This is a genomic window from Neotabrizicola paludis, assembly GCF_044142105.1.
In the GTDB taxonomy this organism is placed as follows: domain Bacteria; phylum Pseudomonadota; class Alphaproteobacteria; order Rhodobacterales; family Rhodobacteraceae; genus Pseudogemmobacter.
On sequence record NZ_JBGTYM010000004.1, the window covers coordinates 103485 to 120754 of the forward strand.

At 66.2% G+C, this 17270-nt stretch carries 15 protein-coding genes; 6 read left to right on the plus strand and 9 right to left on the minus strand.

Going from position 1 to position 17270, the window contains the following annotated elements:
• Positions 1–159 precede the first annotated feature (159 nt).
• From ACED67_RS10920 to ACED67_RS10935, 4 genes are all read left to right on the plus strand, one after another.
• Positions 160–630, plus strand: coding sequence for a MarR family winged helix-turn-helix transcriptional regulator (locus ACED67_RS10920; protein ID WP_395541644.1), 471 nt, complete (start codon positions 160–162; stop codon positions 628–630).
• Positions 627–1742 carry an HlyD family secretion protein gene (locus tag ACED67_RS10925; protein WP_395541645.1) on the plus strand — a complete coding sequence of 372 codons (1116 nt, stop codon included), beginning with the start codon at positions 627–629 and terminating at the stop codon, positions 1740–1742. Before ACED67_RS10920 ends, ACED67_RS10925 begins: the two co-directional genes overlap by 4 nt.
• 12 nt (positions 1743–1754) lie before the next feature.
• On the plus strand, positions 1755–3263 hold the full coding sequence (locus ACED67_RS10930; RefSeq protein ID WP_395541646.1) for a DHA2 family efflux MFS transporter permease subunit: 1509 nt from the start codon (positions 1755–1757) through the stop codon (positions 3261–3263).
• A 104-nt stretch (positions 3264–3367) separates the two neighbouring features.
• The gene (locus ACED67_RS10935; RefSeq protein WP_395541647.1) at positions 3368–3664 is read left to right on the plus strand and encodes a ribbon-helix-helix domain-containing protein; all 297 of its coding nucleotides are present in this window, start codon (positions 3368–3370) and stop codon (positions 3662–3664) included.
• A 78-nt stretch (positions 3665–3742) separates the two neighbouring features.
• On the opposite strand, the gene ACED67_RS10940 is transcribed toward ACED67_RS10935, so the two are convergent.
• The 3 genes from ACED67_RS10940 to ACED67_RS10950 form a co-directional block, all read right to left on the minus strand.
• Positions 3743–5314 (minus strand): GMC family oxidoreductase, encoded by a 1572-nt coding sequence (locus ACED67_RS10940; RefSeq protein ID WP_395541648.1) that lies wholly within the window; start codon positions 5312–5314, stop codon positions 3743–3745.
• Between the two features lie 17 nt (positions 5315–5331).
• On the minus strand, positions 5332–5871 hold the full coding sequence (locus ACED67_RS10945) for a Twin-arginine translocation pathway signal (protein WP_395541649.1): 540 nt from the start codon (positions 5869–5871) through the stop codon (positions 5332–5334).
• A gap of 67 nt (positions 5872–5938) precedes the next feature.
• Positions 5939–6334, minus strand: coding sequence for a VOC family protein (locus ACED67_RS10950; protein ID WP_395541650.1), 396 nt, complete (start codon positions 6332–6334; stop codon positions 5939–5941).
• A 275-nt stretch (positions 6335–6609) separates the two neighbouring features.
• Here ACED67_RS10950 and ACED67_RS10955 point away from each other — a divergent pair, with 275 nt between their 5' ends.
• Together ACED67_RS10955 and ACED67_RS10960 are read left to right on the plus strand one after the other, a co-directional pair.
• The gene (locus tag ACED67_RS10955) at positions 6610–7776 is read left to right on the plus strand and encodes an HlyD family secretion protein (RefSeq protein ID WP_395541651.1); all 1167 of its coding nucleotides are present in this window, start codon (positions 6610–6612) and stop codon (positions 7774–7776) included.
• A 3-nt stretch (positions 7777–7779) separates the two neighbouring features.
• Positions 7780–9768, plus strand: a complete 1989-nt coding sequence (locus ACED67_RS10960) for a glycosyltransferase (protein ID WP_395541652.1) — start codon at positions 7780–7782, stop codon at positions 9766–9768.
• Positions 9769–9792: 24 nt separating this feature from the next.
• On the opposite strand, the gene ACED67_RS10965 is transcribed toward ACED67_RS10960, so the two are convergent.
• The 6 genes from ACED67_RS10965 to ACED67_RS10990 form a co-directional block, all read right to left on the minus strand.
• Complete coding sequence (locus ACED67_RS10965) at positions 9793–10878, minus strand: cache domain-containing protein (RefSeq protein ID WP_395541653.1); 1086 nt, start codon at positions 10876–10878, stop codon at positions 9793–9795.
• 207 nt (positions 10879–11085) lie between these two features.
• Complete coding sequence (locus tag ACED67_RS10970; RefSeq protein ID WP_395541654.1) at positions 11086–12384, minus strand: amidohydrolase family protein; 1299 nt, start codon at positions 12382–12384, stop codon at positions 11086–11088.
• Between the two features lie 8 nt (positions 12385–12392).
• Complete coding sequence (locus ACED67_RS10975) at positions 12393–13337, minus strand: ABC transporter permease (protein ID WP_395541655.1); 945 nt, start codon at positions 13335–13337, stop codon at positions 12393–12395.
• The gene (locus ACED67_RS10980; RefSeq protein ID WP_395541657.1) at positions 13334–14383 is read right to left on the minus strand and encodes an ABC transporter permease; all 1050 of its coding nucleotides are present in this window, start codon (positions 14381–14383) and stop codon (positions 13334–13336) included. Before ACED67_RS10980 ends, ACED67_RS10975 begins: the two co-directional genes overlap by 4 nt.
• Positions 14373–15902, minus strand: coding sequence for an ABC transporter ATP-binding protein (locus ACED67_RS10985; RefSeq protein ID WP_395541658.1), 1530 nt, complete (start codon positions 15900–15902; stop codon positions 14373–14375). Before ACED67_RS10985 ends, ACED67_RS10980 begins: the two co-directional genes overlap by 11 nt.
• Positions 15899–17269 carry an amidase gene (locus ACED67_RS10990; RefSeq protein ID WP_395541659.1) on the minus strand — a complete coding sequence of 457 codons (1371 nt, stop codon included), beginning with the start codon at positions 17267–17269 and terminating at the stop codon, positions 15899–15901. Before ACED67_RS10990 ends, ACED67_RS10985 begins: the two co-directional genes overlap by 4 nt.
• Between the last annotated feature and the right edge of the window lies 1 nt (position 17270).

A 17270-nucleotide genomic window follows, 5' to 3' on the forward strand; every position in this document is an offset into this window, starting at 1 on the left:
GCTGAAACTTCGGAAAAACTTCTGGAAGGCCCGTGCCGTGCGCGGGCCTTTTGTCATGGCTTGGGACGACGATGCTGCGGCGCGGAATGATTTCGCTTGAATAGTAAGCTACTGTTATTATATCTACGGCTTATGAGCTATCGAATCCCCCGACTCGCCATGATCCTCAAAGATGCTTCCCGCGCCATGCGCCGCGAATTCGAGGCGCGCACCACCGATTGGGGCCTTTCGGCCACCCAATGGCGGCTTCTGGCGCATATCCTGAATGACGGCCCGATGACCCAGGCGGCGTTGGCCGATCTGCTGGATGTCGAGCCGATGAGCGTGTCGCGGCTTCTCGACCGGATGGAGGCCGCTGATTGGGTGCGCCGCTGCCCGCATCCCGAAGACCGCCGCGCCCGGATCGTCGAGCCGACCGCCAAGGCCGCAGAGGCCGCGCCGCAGGTGCGCGCGATTGCCGAGGGCATCTATGACGAGGCGCTGGAGCCCCTCACCGAAGAGGAGCGCCGGATTTTCCACCGTGCGCTGCTCTGCGTGATCGAGACGTTGAACGCCCCGAAAACCGAACCCCAACCCGACCCGACGACCGCCGTTCCGGCCGCCGCCGCCGCAACGGAGACATTGAAATGAGCGATATTCCCGAAGCCTTGCCCGAAGCCCAGCCCGCCGCCCCGGCTGCGGCCGCGTCCCCTGCCCCGGCGCCCAAGCGGCGCAGCCCGCTGCGGCGGCTGATGCTGATGCTGGTGGTGCCCGCGCTGGTCGCGGGCGGGGCGGGCTATTGGTTCCTGTCGGGCGCTGGCGTCGAGACGACCGAGAACGCCAATCTGCGGCAGGCCCATATCCCGGTCGCCGCCAGCATCGGCGGGCGAGTGACCAAGATGGCGGTGACCGAATTGCAGCATGTTAAGGCGGGCGATGTCCTCTTCACCGTCGATGACCAGCCCTACAAGCTGGCGCTGGCCCAGGCCGAGGCGGCGCTGGCCGCGGCGCGGCTGCAAGTGGCCCAGCTCAAGGCCGGATTCGACCAGTCAGCGGCCCAGGCCAAGCTGGCCGAGGATAATGCCGCCTTCCTGAGCCATGAGCTGAAGCGCAAGGAGGCGCTGGCGGACAAGGGCGTGGCGACGGTGACCGATCTGGACGATGCCCGTCATCTCGCGCAGCAGGCCGCCGAACAGGCGCAGGTCGCGCTGTTGAATGCCGAAGCGGCCCGCGCCGCATTGGGGGGCGATCCCGCCGCACCGGTCGATGCCCATCCGGCGGTGCAGGCCGCGCTGACGGCGGTGGATTCCGCCCGCTACAACCTGTCTCTGACCACGGTGAAGGCCCCGGCCGATGGCGTGGTCTATCAGGCGGCCTCGTTCCGCGAAGGCGCGATGGTCAGCGCGGGCCAGTCGGTCTTTGCGCTGGTCGAGACCAATGAGGTCTGGGTCGAGGCGAATTTCAAGGAAACCCAGATCGGCCAGATGGAGGCCGACCAGAAGGCCGAGGTCGAGTTCGACGCCGCCCCCGGCCGCCGCTTCGAGGGCAAGGTCGTTGCCGTGGGCGCAGGCACGGGGGCGGAGTTTTCGCTGCTGCCCGCGCAGAACGCCACCGGCAACTGGGTCAAGGTCACCCAGCGCGTGCCGGTGCGGATCCGGCTTGACCATCCCGAAGAGGTTGCCGGTCTTGCCACCGGCCTTTCGGCCAGCGTGACGGTCGAAACCGGCGCCGCCCCCTTCATGGCCGCCAAGGCCGGCGAATAAGGCGGTGCCGTCATGTCGGTTTCAACCGCCGTTCCGATGGCCCAGCCTGAGGTGCGCCATCGCGGGCTGATCACCCTGTCGATCATGCTGGCGACCATCATGCAGGTCCTGGACACCACGATCGCCAATGTCGCCCTGCCCTCGATGACCGGCGATCTGGGCGCTTCGCAGGACACGATCACCTGGGTTCTGACCAGCTATATCGTCGCCTCGGCCATCGTCACGCCGATGACCGGCTGGCTGGCCGACCGTTTCGGCAAACGCGAACTGTTCCTGGTCTCGATCATAGGTTTCGTCGCCACTTCGATGGCCTGCGGCATGGCCTGGAACCTGACCTCTATGGTTGGCTTCCGGCTGTTGCAGGGCGTCTTCGGCGCGGCCATCGTGCCTCTGTCGCAAACCTTTCTTCTGGACATCAACCCGCGCGAGAAAGCCGGTCAGGCGATGGCAATGTGGGGGGCCGGCATCATGGTCGGCCCGATCATCGGCCCGACGCTGGGCGGCTGGCTGACCGAAAGCTACAACTGGCGCTGGGTCTTCTTCATCAACCTGCCGGTGGGCATCATCGCCTTCCTGGGCTCGGCAGCCTTCTTGCCGCGCTCTACCCGCCGCCCGCGCAGCTTTGACCTGATGGGCTTCGGCCTGCTGTCGCTGGGCATCGGCGCCTTGCAGATGATGCTGGACCGGGGCGGCGAGGTGGACTGGTTCTCGGCGGGCGAGATCTGGATCTATGCCGTGCTGACCTTCGCGGGTTTCTGGATGTTCGTGGTCCATATCCGCGAGACCGACCACCCGTTCCTTGACCCGCGCATGTTCGCCGACCGCAACTTTGCCGCGGGCCTCTTGTTCATCTTCGTGATCGGGATGCTTCTGCTGTCGTCGCTGGCGCTTCTGCCGCCGATGCTGTCGAAGATCTTCGGCTATCCGGTGATCACCACCGGCCTGGTCATGGCGCCGCGCGGCGTGGGGACGATGATTTCCATGCTGGTCGTCGGGCGGCTGGTGCGGCTGATCGACCCGCGCAAGCTGGTGGTGACGGGGCTGTTGCTGACCGCGCTGTCGCTGTGGGACATGTCGGGCTTCTCGCCGCAGATGGATGCCTGGCCGGTGATCCGGTCCGGCATCGTGCAGGGGCTTGGGCTGGGGCTGGTCTTCGTGCCGCTGTCGACCGTGGCCTTCGCCACGCTGGAGCCGCGCTACCGCGCCGATGCCACCAGCCTGTTCAGCCTGGTGCGCAACATCGGCTCGTCCATCGGCATCTCGGTCGTCTCGGTGCTGCTGACGCGCAACATCCAGATCAACCATGCCGAACTTTCGGCCTTCATCACGCCCTGGAACCCGATGCTTCTGTCAGCCAATCCGCTGGCGGCGGCGGGCAATCCGACCGCGCTGTCGAGCGTTGACGGGCTGGTGAACCTGCAGGCGGCGATGATTTCCTACCTGAACGACTTCTGGCTGATGATGTGGATCACGCTGGCCGCCATTCCGCTTGCCCTGATCCTGCGCCGTCCGGCCCGCTGAAACGGCCCTCCCGACCTTGGTATGGCGCCGGGGGGCTTTCCTTGTGGGCGGGGTTACGCGAGACTGTGGTGCCATGTCACCCGACAGGGGAGGAGGGGGAAAGCATGTGTGAACTTTTTGCCCGGCAGGACCCGGCCCGCTATGTGCCGATCACCCGCCGGATCCGGCTGAACGGCCAGAGCACTTCGGTGCGGCTGGAAGCGGCCTTCTGGACCATCCTGGACGAGATCGCGCGGGAACAGGGGGAATCGACCGCCGCCTTCCTGTCGACGCTGCATCGCGAGGTGCTTGAGTTTCACGGCGAGCCGGTGAATTTCGCCTCGCTTCTGCGCTGCACCTGCCTGGTGCGGCTGGAAAAGGGCCGCGCCGCGCCGCCGCCCGCCCTGCGCGCCATCGCCTGAGCGGCGCGGCAGCACAGGAAAAGGGCGGCCCTTGCGGACCGCCCCTGTGGATCTTTGTGCCCGATCTTCAGTGGCGGGTCAGATCGCCTGCTTTCCCATCTCGCCCGCGATGAACTCGGCCTGGCGGATCGCCAGCGCCACGATGGTCAGCGTCGGGTTTTCCGCCGCCCCCGAGGTGAACTGGCTGCCATCAGAGATGAAGAGGTTGGCGATGTCATGGGTCTGGCCATGCTTGTTCACCACCCCGTCGCGCGGCTTTTCCGACATGCGGTTGGTGCCGAGATTGTGGGTCGAGGGATAGGGCGGGGTCGGGAAGCTGCGCGTGGCCCCCGCCGCCATGTAGATCTCCTGCCCCAGCTTGTAGGCGTGGCTGCGCATGGCGATGTCATTGGGGTGATCATCGAAATGCACATCCGGCGCGGGCTGGCCAAACTGGTCCTTGACCGTCGAGGACAGGGTGATGCGGTTCGTCTCTTGCGGCATGTCTTCGCCCACGATCCACATGCCGGCCATGTTCTCATACCCGTCCATGGCCGAGGTGAAGCCGCGGCCCCAGCCGCCCGGATCAAGGAAGGCCGCCATGAACGGCACGCCCAGCGACAGGGTTTCCAGCTCATACCCGCCGACGAAACCGCGCGAGGCGTCGAACTTGGCATGGTCCTGCACGATCCCGGCCATGGTGGTGCCGCGCCACATGCGGACGGGTTTCTCGAACACGGCATAGACCGAACCGGTGACGTGGCGCATGTAGTTGCGCCCGACCTGGCCCGAGGAATTGGCCAGCCCGTCGGGGAACATGGCCGAGGCCGAGTTCAGCAGCAGGCGCGGGCTTTCGATGGAATTGCCCGCCACGCAGACGACGCGCGCCTTCTGGAGCTGCTGGTTGCCGTCCTTGTCGGCGTAAAGTGCGCCGGTGACGCGGCCCTGATCGTCATGCTCGATCTTCAGCACATGGCAATGGTCGCGGACTTCCAGATTGCCCGTCGCTTCGCCGCGCGGGATATCGGTATAGGCGGCCGACCATTTCGCCCCCCATTTGCAGCCCTGGAAGCAGAAGCCGGTCTGCTGGCAGGCCATCCGGTCGTCGTAATCAATCGAGTTGATCGCCATGCGGCCGGTATGGACTTCGGTCAGGCCCAGCGCCTTGGCGCCTTTTTCCAGAACCTTGAAGTTGTTGTTGCCGGGCAGGCCGGGACGGTCGCCGGTGCGGGTGACGCCCAGCTTGGCCTCGGCCTTGTCATACCAGGGCGCCATCTCGGCCGCATCGATCGGCCAGTCGATCAGGTTCGCGCCGGCAACGTGGCCATAGGTCGTACGCGCCTTCCATTCATGCTCCTGGAAGCGCAGCGAAGCCCCCGCCCAGTGGATCGAGGTGCCGCCCACCGCCTTGACGATCCAGGCCGGCAGGCCGGGAAAATCCTTGGCCACGCGCCAGTCGCCCGAGGTGGTGCGCGCATCGGTCCAGGCCAGCTGGCCGAAGCTTTCCCATTCGTCATTGATATAATCTTCCGGCAGGTAGCGGCCGCCCGCCTCGAGCGCCACAACCTTGACGCCCTTCTGCGCCAGTTCATTGGCCAGCACACCGCCGCCCGCGCCGGTGCCGATCACCAGGACGACCGAGTCGTCGTTCAGGTCGAATTTCGCAACCATGTCTCAGCCCTCCCCGCTTAAAGCCAGTTGATGTCGTCGAAGCCGCGGTCGATATAGCCGCCCTTCGAGAAGGACTCGCCTTCGTAGCCTAAATAGGGCCAGACCTCCTTCTGGTTGTAGAAGCCAGTCACCAGCCCGCCGCGGATCTTCTGGAAGAAGGGCGAGTGCTCCATGCCGCGCAGGATCGCCACGCGGTCATCCTCCCAGCCGGCATCGGCATAGCTGGCAAAGCCCGCGCCCTGGGCCGCGGCGTTCAGGGCGGCGATGCCGGCCTCGATCTCGGCGGCGGCATCGGCGGTGTCATATCCCTTGACCGCCACAACATAATATTCGTCGCCGATCCGGTCATGCGGGTAGATGTCGCGCGCCATGCGCACCAGCGTCGCCATGGTTTCGGGTTTCAGCGCGGTCGCCTCATAGGCCCAGGCAGCATCGGGCGCGGCCAGAAAGCCAGTGCCGATGATCATGCCGGCGCTTGCGGCGAAGCTGCGCGAAATCAACTGGCGGCGGGTCAGCCCCCGGCAATCGGCCTCGCGCGATAGGGTCTTGGTCGTCATGGTCTCCTCCTTGCTGTTCTGGCGGCTGGGGGATCCCCGCGGCTCCCTTCCGCGGGGAAAGCCGATCTTACAAATAGCGCCCTGCGCGTTGCAGGACCTCGATCTGGTAGCCGTCCGGGTCGGCGATGAAGAAGAAGCGCGCGATCACCGTGCCGCCGGGGGCGAAATCCACCAGCTTGCGCGGGGCCAGCCCCGCCGCCTCGAGCCTGGCATGTTCTGCCGCCACATCCGCGACCGAGACGGCCAGATGGCCATAACCGTCGCCCAGCGCATAGGGTTCGGTCCTGCCCTTGTTGACGGTCAGTTCCAGCTCGAAGGTGCTTTCGGCATTGGACAGATAGATCAGGGTAAAGCTGTCGAAATCCATCCGCTCGGCCACTTTCAGCCCGAAGGCCTTGTCGTAGAACGCCAGCGAGCGCGCTTCATCCAGCACGCGGATCATCGCGTGAATCATCTTGGCCATGTCTTCTCCTTGCCTTTCGGTCAGGAGACGACAGTTTCGCGCAGCCCGGGTAGTATCATGCTATCGCTGCGCTATTTTGCAGGGCACCTGCGGCGCGCCCTAGCCGCCCCCGCCAGATCGTGGCAAAAACGTGGCGCCGCCCATGGCGTTCCATTTGAAACATATGGCAAAAATTTCCTCCTCCGCTTCGACCGCGGGTTGAGGATTGCCAATGGTTAACGCATCGTTAACGGATCATTTGCGCCTGTCAGTCCAGAAGGAAGGGATCCAGCGGTATGCGCTATACAAGGCTGTTCCTCGGCTTCGTCGTCATCGTCCTCGCCCTTTGGGTCATCTCTTACGAACAGATGACCGGTGCGAGTGCCGATGCCGTGGTGAATGCAAGGCTGAGCACGCTGCGCGCACCGATTGCCGGAACCGTTGCACTGCCGCCCCGCACCCTGGGCGCCTCTGTCCATGTCGACCAAGAACTGGGCACGATCACCGATCCGCTGGTTGACACGCTGCGGCTGAACGATCTGGTGATGGAACGCGGCGTCGCGGCCGCCGAGCTGGCGCGGCTTGATCAAGAGCTTGTGGAAAGCGACGCTGGGATCGAGGCACAGAAAGCGCGCGAGGAAAGCTATCGGGCGCGCCGCATCGCCGAGATCGAGACCCGTCTCAGCCATGCCAAGGCACGGCTTGCGCTGCTGGAACAGACCAGCGGCACGGGTGGCGGGAGCGCGGCAGCGCTTCTGGACGAGGGGCAATCCGGGTCGCAGGGCGACCCGCAGGTCGATGGCATCGCCCTGGATTATGCCCGTGAGAGGGTGGACGTGCTGGAGATCACGCTGGAGGCGGCCCGGACCGGGGTTTTCCTGGGGGATGGCTACAATGACGCGCCCTATGCCGAACAGCGCCGCAACGAGCTTGCCACCCTGCGGGCGGGCCTGGTTGCCGAGCGCGACATGGCCACCGCGCGGCTGAAACTGGTCGAGGACCGGCTGTCGCAAGAGCGGGTGCGGGTGGCGCTGCTCAGCAGCGGCGCCATCAAAGCCACGGCGGGCGGGCAGGTCTGGGAAATCCTGGCCAGCAATGGCGAGTCGGTGCAGCGCGGGCAGGATGTCTTGCGGCTGCTGAACTGCGATTCCGCGCTGGTCACGCTGTCGGTGACGCAAAGCACCTACAATGATCTTCGCGTCGGCCAGGAGGCGGTGTTCCATCTGGATGGCGACGGGCGCAATTTCGCGGGCAGCGTGATCCGGCTTGCGGGGTCGGGCGCATCGACGATCTATCGCAATCTTGCCATCGCACCGAGCGAGAAGCATCTGCAACGCTATGACGTGGCCGTGCTGGTCCCTGCCCTGCGCGAACTGCCCGAATTGCGCTGCGCGGTGGGACGGACAGGCCGCGTCTTCTTTGACCGCCGACCGCTGGACTGGCTGCGCGACTTCTGGCGCTGAGACATGGAATACGGCTTCCATCTGAGCGAGATGGGCAGCGGCGTCATGCAGATGATGCTCGTCGCGGGCATCGGTCTGGTGTTGCCCTATTTCATCAACCCCGAACGCAACAGCCACCGCATCCTGCTCTTCTCGATCGCGGGCCTGCTGGCGCTGCGCTACGCCTGGTGGCGCTTCACCGAGACGCTGGCGCCGGTCGGGATGACGGCCGATTTCCTTGCAAGCTGGCTGCTGTTCGGGATCGAGATGCTGACGCTGGCAGGTTCGGTCAGCGCCTTTGTCATCATGTCGCGCACCAAGAACCGCTCGGGCGAGGCAACCGAGAATCTGGGCTGGTGGGCGCCGGCCCCCGACCCCAAGGTCGCCATCCTGATCGCGACCTATAATGAAGAGCTGGAGGTGCTGGAGCGCACCATCGTGGGCGCGCAATCGCTGAACCACCCGAACAAGGAGATCCTGGTTCTGGACGATGGCCGCCGCGACTGGCTGCGCGACTATTGCGCCACGCGCGCCGTGCGCTATCTGCGCCGCCCCGACAACAAAGGATCCAAGGCGGGCAATATCAATCATGCGCTGGCTGTATTGGCGCAAGACCCGGTGCCGCCCGATTACATTGCCGTGCTGGACGCGGATTTCGTGCCGCATCGCGGCTTTATCAGCCGCTCGCTGGCGCTGTTCCACGACCCCGCGGTCGGGCTGGTGCAGACGCCGCAGCATTTCTTCAACGCCGACCCGATCCAGCACAATCTGGGCCTCAGCCGGTCTTACCCCGACGAGCAGCGCTTCTTCTTTGACCATATGCAGGCCGCGCGCGATGCCTGGGGCACAGCGATCTGCTGCGGCACCTCGTCCATGGTGCGCTGGACGGCGGTGCAGGACAGCGGCGGCTTTCCCACCGAAAGCGTGACCGAGGACTTCCTGCTGACGCTGGTGTTGCAAGAGATCGGCTGGAAGACCGTCTATCTGAACGAGCCGCTGACCGAGGGGCTCGCCCCCGAGGGGCTTAAGGAATACGTCACCCAGCGGGCACGCTGGTGCCTGGGGCTGATGCAGATCGCGCGCAGCCGCCTGGGCCCGTTCGGTCCCAACAAGCTGCGTCTGCGCGACCGCTGGAGCGTGATCGATTCGGTTTTCTACTGGCTGACCGCGTTTTCCTTCCGCATCGCCTCGCTCGTCTTTCCGCTGTTCTACTGGTATTTCCAGGTCATCGTGGTGAATGCCGAAGTGCCGGATGTGCTCAGTTATTTCGGCACCTATTTCATCTGGGTGACCATGGTCTACAATCTGTTGACGCGCGGTTTGATGGTGCCCGTGGTGCATGATGTCAGCCAGCTTCTGGGTGCCTTCCCGATCAGCCGCGCCGCCATTGTCGGCCTGTTGCGGCCGAAAGGTCATCCGTTCTCGGTCACGGCCAAGGGCGGCGATCGCAGCCGGATCGTGGTGCAATGGCGGCTGGCCATGCCCTTCCTGATCCTGTTCGTACTGACCTTCGTGGGGCTGATGCTGGGCATCGTTTCGGACCGTTTCGCCTATTATGATGCGGGCGATGGCAAGGCGGTGATCCTGTTCTGGACCTTCTACAACCTGCTTGTCCTGGCCCTGACACTGATCACCTGTGTCGAACTGCCCCGGCGGGAACGCCACATCGCCGATGCGCCCGAACGCGCGATCTTCGTGGCCGAGGGCGAACCGCGCCGGATCTGGATTCAGGGCTTCACCCGCGAAAGCGTGCGCATCCGCGGGCGCAGCTATGCAGTGGGGGTGCGGGGCATTCTGCGGGTGCGCGATGTGGGCGATGTTCAGGCCATTGTCGTGTCGCAGACAGAGGATGGAGCCCGGCTCACCCTGACCCCCACCGCCGAGCAATATGCGGCAATGATGCGCAGGTTCTATACCGAGGGCGAGGCGCCGGGCGTGGTTTCAGTGCGCCTTACCGCACTGCTCGACGACCTGGCCCGCCGCCTTTCCTTCTCTGCATCGGGCCGCGACTGACGCGCAGCCCTTGCCGCCCGGCGATCAGCTCCGGCTGTCCTGCAACTGGGCCAGCGCGGCCGAAAGGCGGCGCAACTCGTCGGTGCGGCGCAGCTCGAGCGGATATTCGTCCGAGCCATCGGCGATGCGCTTGGCATTGTCGGCCAGAAGCGTGAAGGGGTGCAGGAACAAGCGGCTGAAGCCCACGGTCAGGATCAGCAGGAAAAGGACCGAGACCATCACCACGATGGCAAGCGAGCGGATCAGATCATCCGAAGCCGCCTCGAACGAGTCGGACGGGATCCGCGCGACCATGCGCCAGCCGAAATCGGGCAGGTCGCCCTGGGTCACCATGGGGATGACAGTGGTGAAATACTCATGCCCATCGGGCCAGATTTCCCTGTCCGAGCGGCCTACCCCGGCAGCGGCGGCCCGGAAGCTTTGCAGGTCCAGCGTCTTGGGGACAGTGCCATCGGTCGCCATGATCGCCTCGCCATCCTGATTGACCAGATAGAGGTCAAGCCCAAGGCTGTCGGCCGTGTCCTTGAGATAGGCCTCCGCCCATGAGAAATTGACGTGAAAGCCGAGAACGCCCTTGAGCTGGCCATCCTTGCCCTGGACCTGCGCCGCAAGGTCGATGAAGCGCAGCGGCTCTTCCTCGCTGCCGCCCAGAAGCTGATTCAACAGCTGCGCGTCATGCACGTCTCCGGCAAAATCGCCGATCAGGCCGCGCTGGAACCAGGGCCGGGCCGAGACATCCGCCGTCTCCAGAAGGCTGTTCGACGCGGCCTGCACCACGCCGTCGGTGGTGGCGAAACCGGCCCAGGAGACCCGCTCGCCATCGCCCACCACCGTGTCGAGCGCACTTTGCACGGCCACGGGATCGGCATCCACGATCCGCTCCGAAAGGCGTTTCAGCGTCTGCCAATCCTGGTGCAGGGCGCGGGCAAAATCATAGGCCGCATGGTGGCCCCGCACGTTGACCGCCGCTTCCAGGGCCGAGGCCTGGGCTTTGGCCACCCGGTCGAACAAGAGCAGGGTGGTTGCGATTCCAAAGAGGATCGCCCCGAGAAGGACAAAGCCGTAGACGGCAGTTGGCAGCGAGATCGCAGAGGCATGACGCTGTGCCATGGTTGCGGTCCTTTCCGGTCGAGGGGTTAGCATTAACCCTTCGTTAATGACGAATGTGGACAGAATTAAGGTTACAAGGCGGCTGCGTGAACAATCGCGGCCCGGCCCCGGCCTGAATCGGGCCGTCCTGCCAGGGCTGGGCAGATGGTGAAAGACTGCGGGCGGCGGCGCGAAACCGGCCTTGAGTCGCGCGCCCTTTGCCCCCGCCTAGCGCGCGCGCAGCGCGGGCGGCAGGAAATCTGCGCCGGGGTCGATGCGGGCGGGGCGACCCGGCAGGTTCAGGTCCGACAGGCGCGGCGCGGTGCGGCTGACCACCCGGCCCCGCCGCCAGACGATCAGACGGGTGGGCTTCAGCCGGATCGCCTCGGTCACGTCCGCCGCCTGCACCAAGACCAGATCGGCATGGTTGCCCACGACCAGACCATAGTCCTCCAGCCCCATTGTCTTGGCGGAGTTGACGGTGATCGCATCGAAAATCCGTGCCTTCTGCTCGATTCCGCCCATCTGGGCCACATGCACCGCCATATGCGCCACTTCCAGCATGTCCGCGGACCCCATCGAATACCAAGGGTCCATGGTGCAATCCTGCCCCAGCGAGACATTGATCCCCGCCGCCATCAGCTCGGGCACCCGCGTCATGCCGCGCCGCTTGGGATAGCTGTCATGGCGGCCCTGCAACATGATGTTGATCAGCGGGTTGGGCGTGGCGTTCATCCGCGCCTCGGCCATCAGCGGGATCAGCTTGGACACATAGTAATTGTCCATCGAATGCATCGAGGTGAGATGCGAGCCATTCACCCGGCCCTGCAGGCCATGGCGGATCGTCTCGGCCGCCAGCGTCTCGACATGGCGGCTCATCGGATCGTCGGTCTCGTCACAATGGATATCGACCATCAGCCCGCGCTCGGCGGCGATGCGGCAGAGCGCCTCCAGCGAAAGGCGGCCCTCTTCCATCGTGCGCTCAAAATGCGGGATGCCGCCGACGATGCCGACGCCCATGTCCAGCGCGCGCTCCAGAGATTTCGCGCCTTGCGGCGCGCGGTAATAGCCATCCTGCGGGAAAGCCACCAATTGCAGGTCGATATAGTCGCGGACGCGGTCCTGCACTTCCAGAAGCGCCTCGGCCGTCACCAGGCGCGGGTCGGAGGTGTCGACATGGGTGCGGATGTGCAAAAGACCCTGCGACACGGCGAGATCGCAATAGCGCAGCGCCCGGTCGACCAGCGCCTCCTTGGTCAAGAGGGGGCGCAACTCCCCCCACAGGGCGATGCCTTCCAGCAGCGTGCCCGAGACATTCATCCGGGGCAGGCCCAGCGAGAGCGTGGCATCCATGTGGAAATGTGGATCGCAGAAGGACGGCGACAGCAGGCGCCCGGTCGCATCGACCACCTCGCCCGCCTCGGCCGGAAGCGAGGCTTCGATGGCGGCGATGCGGCCCTTGGCGATGCCCACATCGGCGATGCGCCCGTCGGGCAGGTTGGCTTGGCGGATGATCGTGTCAAACATGGAAAACCTCAGCGTTCGCCGCGGCGATAGGGTTGCATCAGGGCCTGTGGCACCCGCGCGCGGCGGGCCATGACGGCAAGCGCGGCGATGGACAGGATATAGGGCGTCATCAGGAAGATCTGATAGGGCACGGCTCCGGTCAGCATGGTCTGAAGCCGCAACTGGAAGGCGTCGAAAAAGGCGAATAGCAGCGCCCCCAGCAGCGCGCGGCCGGGGCGCCACGAGGCGAAGACCACCAGCGCGATGCAGATCCAGCCGCGGCCCTGCACCATGGTGGGGATGAAACTGTCAAAGGCCGAGAGCGTCAGGAAGGCGCCCCCCATCGCCATCAGGGCGGACCCCGCTGTCACCGCGCCATAGCGCACCGTCATCGGGTTGATGCCCTGCGCTTCGGCGGCATGGGGATTCTCGCCCGACATGCGGATGGCAAGGCCCAGCGGCGTGCGGAAGATCATCCAGGCCATCAGCACGGCCAGCAGGATCGCCAGATAGGTCGGCGCGGTCTGGGTGAAGAAGGCGGGACCGATGAAGGGCAGGTCAGACAGACCGGGCAGGTTCAGGGGTTGGAAGGGGATGATCTTGGGCGGCGTGCCCTCGATCGGCACGATCAGGCGGAACAGGTAATAGCTGAAACTTGACGCGAAGAGCGTGACCCCCAGGCCCGAGACATGCTGCGACAGGCCCAGTGTCACCGTCAGCCCGGCATGCAGAAGCCCGAAGACCGCGCCCGACAGCGCGGCCACGGCAAGCCCGGTCCAGAGATCCGCCCCGTGCCAGACCGCCAGCCAGCCGATCATCGCGCCGAAGGTCATGATCCCCTCGATCCCCAGGTTCAGCACGCCCGACCTTTCGCACAGAAGCGCCCCCAGCGTGCCCAGGATCAGCGGCGTCGCGATGCGCAGCACGGCGGCCCACAGCCCGGACGAGGCAAGAATGTCGAACAGCGCGCTCATCGCCGGATCCGGTATTGGGTGAAGAAGATCGCCACCAGCATCGACAGAAGCGACAGCGCGACCGTGACATCGGCGATATAGGAGGGCACGTTCATGCTGCGGCCCATGGCATCGGCGCCGACGAACATGGCGGCGGTGAAAAGCGCGGCCAGCACCACGCCCAAGGGGTGCAGATTGGCCAGCATGGCGACCACGATGCCGGAATAGCCATAGCCCGAGGACAGCTCGGTCGTGACATAGGACATGACCCCCATCACCTCGACCGCGCCGGCCAGACCCGCCAGCCCGCCCGAGATCATCGCGACCAACACCAGCGTGCGCCCCAGCGGCACGCCCGCGAAAACCGCCCCCGCCGGGTTCAGCCCCGCCGCCCGCGATTGCAGGCCGAACCTGGTGCGCGACTGCACCAGATGCACCGCGACGGCCAGAACCAGCGCCAGCACCAGCCCCCAATGCAGCCGCGACCGCGCCACCAGCTTGGGCAGCATCGCCTCGCTTGTCACCGGCACCGATTGCGGCCAGCCAAAGGCCATCGGATCCTTCAAAAACCCATCGATCAGCATGGACACGAACAGGATGGCGACGAAGTTCAGAAGCAGTGTCGTCACCACCTCGTCGACCTGAAAGCGCAGCCGCAGCCAAAGCGGGATCAGCAGCAGCACCATTCCCGCCGCAGCGCCACAGATCAGCAGAAGCGGGATCTGCACCACCGCGGGCAAGCCGCCCAGAAGATGGGCGCTGACCCCGGCGACCGTGATCGCGCCCAGATAAAGCTGCCCCTCGGCCCCGATATTCCACAGCCGCGCCCGGAAGGCCACGGCGGCGGCAAGGCCGGTCAGCGTCAGAGGAATGGCGCGGGTCAGCGTCTCGGTCAGGGCCAGACGCGATCCGAAGGCGCCGGTCACGATCTTGCCAAAGGCTTCCAGCACCGGCGCGCCAGCCAGCGCGATCAACCCGCCTGCCAGCCCCAAAGCCACCGCCACTGCAATCAGCGGCGTGGCGATCACCAGCGCCAAGGGCCTGTGATCGCGCCGTTCAAACCGCATGGACAGCCCCTTTCGTGGTTTCGTCCCATTCCCCGGCCATCATCAGCCCCAATTGCCGCGCATTGGCCGTATCGGCGGACACCGGCGGCGACAGCCTGCCGCCGACAATCGCCTGAATCCGGTCGGCCAGCGCCATCACTTCATCAAGGTCTTCCGAGATCAGCAGAACTGCCGTCCCGCCGCGCCGCGCCTCGAGGATCCGCGCGTGCACCGCCGCCACCGCACCTTCGTCCAGACCCCGCGCAGGCTGGGCGGCGATCAGGATCTTCGGATGGTCGATCAGGTTCCGCCCCAGGATCAGCTTCTGCATATTGCCGCCCGACAGCAGCCGGACCCGGCTGGAAGGGCTGCCGCCGCGCACATCAAAACCGTCGATAATGCGGCGGGCAAAAGCCATGCCGGCCTTGCGGTCGACCAGCCCGCGCCGCGCGAAACCCGGCAGGCGTTCAAGGATGGCATTCTCCCAGATCGCCATCTCGCCGATGACGCCGTGATGATTGCGGTCTTCGGGAATGCGCCCGATCCCGGCCTCGATCGCCTCGGCGACCGATAGATGCCCGACCGGCTGGCCGAACAGCCGCAGATCGCCGCCCGTGCGCCGCAGAGTGCCGCCCAGCACGCCCGCCAGCGGCGCCTGCCCGTTGCCGGACACGCCGATGATCCCCAGAACCTCGCCCGCCCGCAGCCGGAAGCTGATGGATTTCAGCCGTTCCACCCCGCCTTGCCGCAGGGTCAGGTCCTGCGCCTCCAGCACCACCTCGCCCGGCGTCGCGGCGTCGCGCACGGGCCGGTGCACCGCGCGGCCCACCATCAGCTCGGCCAGTTCCGCCTTGGAGGTCGCCTCGGCCCGCCGTTCGGCCACCATCCGCCCGCCGCGCAGCACGACGATGCGGTGCGCGGTCGCCATCACCTCATCCAGCTTGTGCGAGATGAAGATCAGCGAAAGGCCCTGCACCGCCATGTCCTTGAGCGTGCGGAACATGCCCTCGGCCTCGATATTGGTCAGCACCGCCGTCGGCTCGTCCAGCACAAGGATGCGCGCGTCATTGTACAGCGCCTTCAGGATCTCGACCCGCTGCTGCTCTCCGACCGACAGATCGCCAAGCCGGGCATCGGGATCGACCTTCAGCCCGAAACGATCGGAAATCGTCATCAGCTTGGCCCGCGCGCCCCGCGTGTTCGAGGCCGGGCGCCACAGGCTTTCCGTCCCGGTCATCACGTTTTCCAGAACGGTCAGGTTGGGCGCCAGCGAGAAATGCTGATGCACCATGCCGATACCCGCGCGGATCGCGGCCTTGGGCTTGCCGGGCGGCAGGGGCTGGCCGAAGGCCGTGATCTCGCCGCTATCAGGTGTGTAATGGCCGAAGAGGATCGACATCAGCGTCGTCTTGCCCGCGCCATTCTCGCCCAGCAGGGCCACGATCTCGCCCTTGGCCAGCGTCAGCGAGATGTCGTCATTGGCCAGCGTGGTGCCGAAGCGCTTTGACACATTGGCGATGTTCAGGACATTCTCGCTCATGCCAGACCTGCCACGGCAAAGGGGTGCTGCCAGCGTTCCTCGGCTTCCAGCCGCGCCGCAAGCGCCAGAAGCCGCCCCTCGCCGCCGAACGGCGCCAGGATCTGCACCGGCAGGGGCAAGCCCGCCGCGTCCCGGCCGAACGGCAGCGTGAGCGCGGGAAAGCCCGAGATATTCGCGAGTGCCGCATAGGGCGCAAAGGCCTGCATCGCCGCGAAATGGGCGGCGCGGTCGCTGTGATCGGTCGGGAAGGCCCCAAGCGGTTTCGCGGCAGAGGACAGCATCGGCGTCAGCAGCGCGTCGATCCCATCAAACAGCGCCCAGAGGTCGCGGCTGACCAGAACCATCTCCTGCGTGATCCGCCAGACCTGCGGCCCGCCCATCGCCGCGCCATGCGCCACGGTGGCGCGGGTCATCGCCTCGGCGCGGGCAAGGTCAAGCCCGGCCTCCTCGGCGAATGTCGCCAGGTTGATCGCGGCGATATCGGCGAAAAGCCGGGCCGAAGTGGCGGCAAGCGCGTTCACCTTCTTGCCGTCGACCGCCCCGATCCGGTGCCCCGCCCGCTCCAGCGCCCTGGCGGCGGCCTCGACCGCTTCGGCACGGGCGGGCTCTGCGTGATCGGTGACCAGTCCGATGCGGAAAGGCCCGTCCTCCGGCAAGGGCGCCGCCGCGGCAAAGGGGCCGCGCGGGTCTGTAGCGCAGACGGACAGGATCGCCGCCGCGTCCCGCACCGTCCGGCAGACCGCCAGCTCGCTGGCGATGCCGCCCAGATGGTTGCCATAGCCCGGCCCGCCCGGAATGGTTCCGCGCGACGGCTTCAGCCCGACCAGACCGCAGGCAGCGGCAGGCACCCGGATCGACCCGCCCGCATCGGTTGCGTGGGCAATGGCGACGATCCCCGCCGCGACAGAAGCCGCCGCGCCACCGGAAGACCCGCCGGGCGACAGGCCTTGGTTCAGCGGATTGCGGCACCGGGGTCCGATGGCCGGTTCGCTGGCCAGAGACAGGCCGAATTCCGGGCTGGTGGTCAGGCCAAAGGGCAAAAGCCCGGCCGTGCGGAAACGCCGCGCCAGATCGCTATCCGCCGCGCCCGGGCCGCGCGGAAACAGCGCCGATCCTGCGGCGGCGGGCAGGCCCGCGAAGGGCGCGCCCAGATCCTTGACCAGAACCGGCACGCCGCCGAAGACCGCGCCCGAGGGCCGCGCATCCCAGTTCGCTGCCGCCCTTCGACCCAGTTCGGCCTCCAGAAGGCAGATCGCGCCCAGATCGGCCCAGGAGGCGGCGGCCGAGAGCGATGCCTCCATCGCCTCGGATGCCGTAAGCTGGCCACGGCCTATCGCCGCGGCCAGCGCCGTCGCATCGCCCCTCATG

What these genes read in the sequence shown, in the direction of transcription:
- ACED67_RS10950 (WP_395541650.1), bottom strand. Translation starts at nt 6,334, where the DNA reads ATGGCCAAGATGATTCACGCGATGATCCGCGTGCTGGATGAAGCGCGC.
- ACED67_RS10945 (WP_395541649.1), bottom strand. Translation starts at nt 5,871, where the DNA reads ATGACGACCAAGACCCTATCGCGCGAGGCCGATTGCCGGGGGCTGACC.
- ACED67_RS10980 (WP_395541657.1), bottom strand. Translation starts at nt 14,383, where the DNA reads ATGCGGTTTGAACGGCGCGATCACAGGCCCTTGGCGCTGGTGATCGCC.
- ACED67_RS10940 (WP_395541648.1), bottom strand. Translation starts at nt 5,314, where the DNA reads ATGGTTGCGAAATTCGACCTGAACGACGACTCGGTCGTCCTGGTGATC.
- ACED67_RS10955 (WP_395541651.1), top strand. Translation starts at nt 6,610, where the DNA reads ATGCGCTATACAAGGCTGTTCCTCGGCTTCGTCGTCATCGTCCTCGCC.
- ACED67_RS10920 (WP_395541644.1), top strand. Translation starts at nt 160, where the DNA reads ATGATCCTCAAAGATGCTTCCCGCGCCATGCGCCGCGAATTCGAGGCG.
- ACED67_RS10975 (WP_395541655.1), bottom strand. Translation starts at nt 13,337, where the DNA reads ATGAGCGCGCTGTTCGACATTCTTGCCTCGTCCGGGCTGTGGGCCGCC.
- ACED67_RS10970 (WP_395541654.1), bottom strand. Translation starts at nt 12,384, where the DNA reads ATGTTTGACACGATCATCCGCCAAGCCAACCTGCCCGACGGGCGCATC.
- ACED67_RS10935 (WP_395541647.1), top strand. Translation starts at nt 3,368, where the DNA reads ATGTGTGAACTTTTTGCCCGGCAGGACCCGGCCCGCTATGTGCCGATC.
- ACED67_RS10930 (WP_395541646.1), top strand. Translation starts at nt 1,755, where the DNA reads ATGTCGGTTTCAACCGCCGTTCCGATGGCCCAGCCTGAGGTGCGCCAT.
- ACED67_RS10960 (WP_395541652.1), top strand. Translation starts at nt 7,780, where the DNA reads ATGGAATACGGCTTCCATCTGAGCGAGATGGGCAGCGGCGTCATGCAG.
- ACED67_RS10985 (WP_395541658.1), bottom strand. Translation starts at nt 15,902, where the DNA reads ATGAGCGAGAATGTCCTGAACATCGCCAATGTGTCAAAGCGCTTCGGC.
- ACED67_RS10965 (WP_395541653.1), bottom strand. Translation starts at nt 10,878, where the DNA reads ATGGCACAGCGTCATGCCTCTGCGATCTCGCTGCCAACTGCCGTCTAC.
- ACED67_RS10990 (WP_395541659.1), bottom strand. Translation starts at nt 17,269, where the DNA reads ATGAGGGGCGATGCGACGGCGCTGGCCGCGGCGATAGGCCGTGGCCAG.
- ACED67_RS10925 (WP_395541645.1), top strand. Translation starts at nt 627, where the DNA reads ATGAGCGATATTCCCGAAGCCTTGCCCGAAGCCCAGCCCGCCGCCCCG.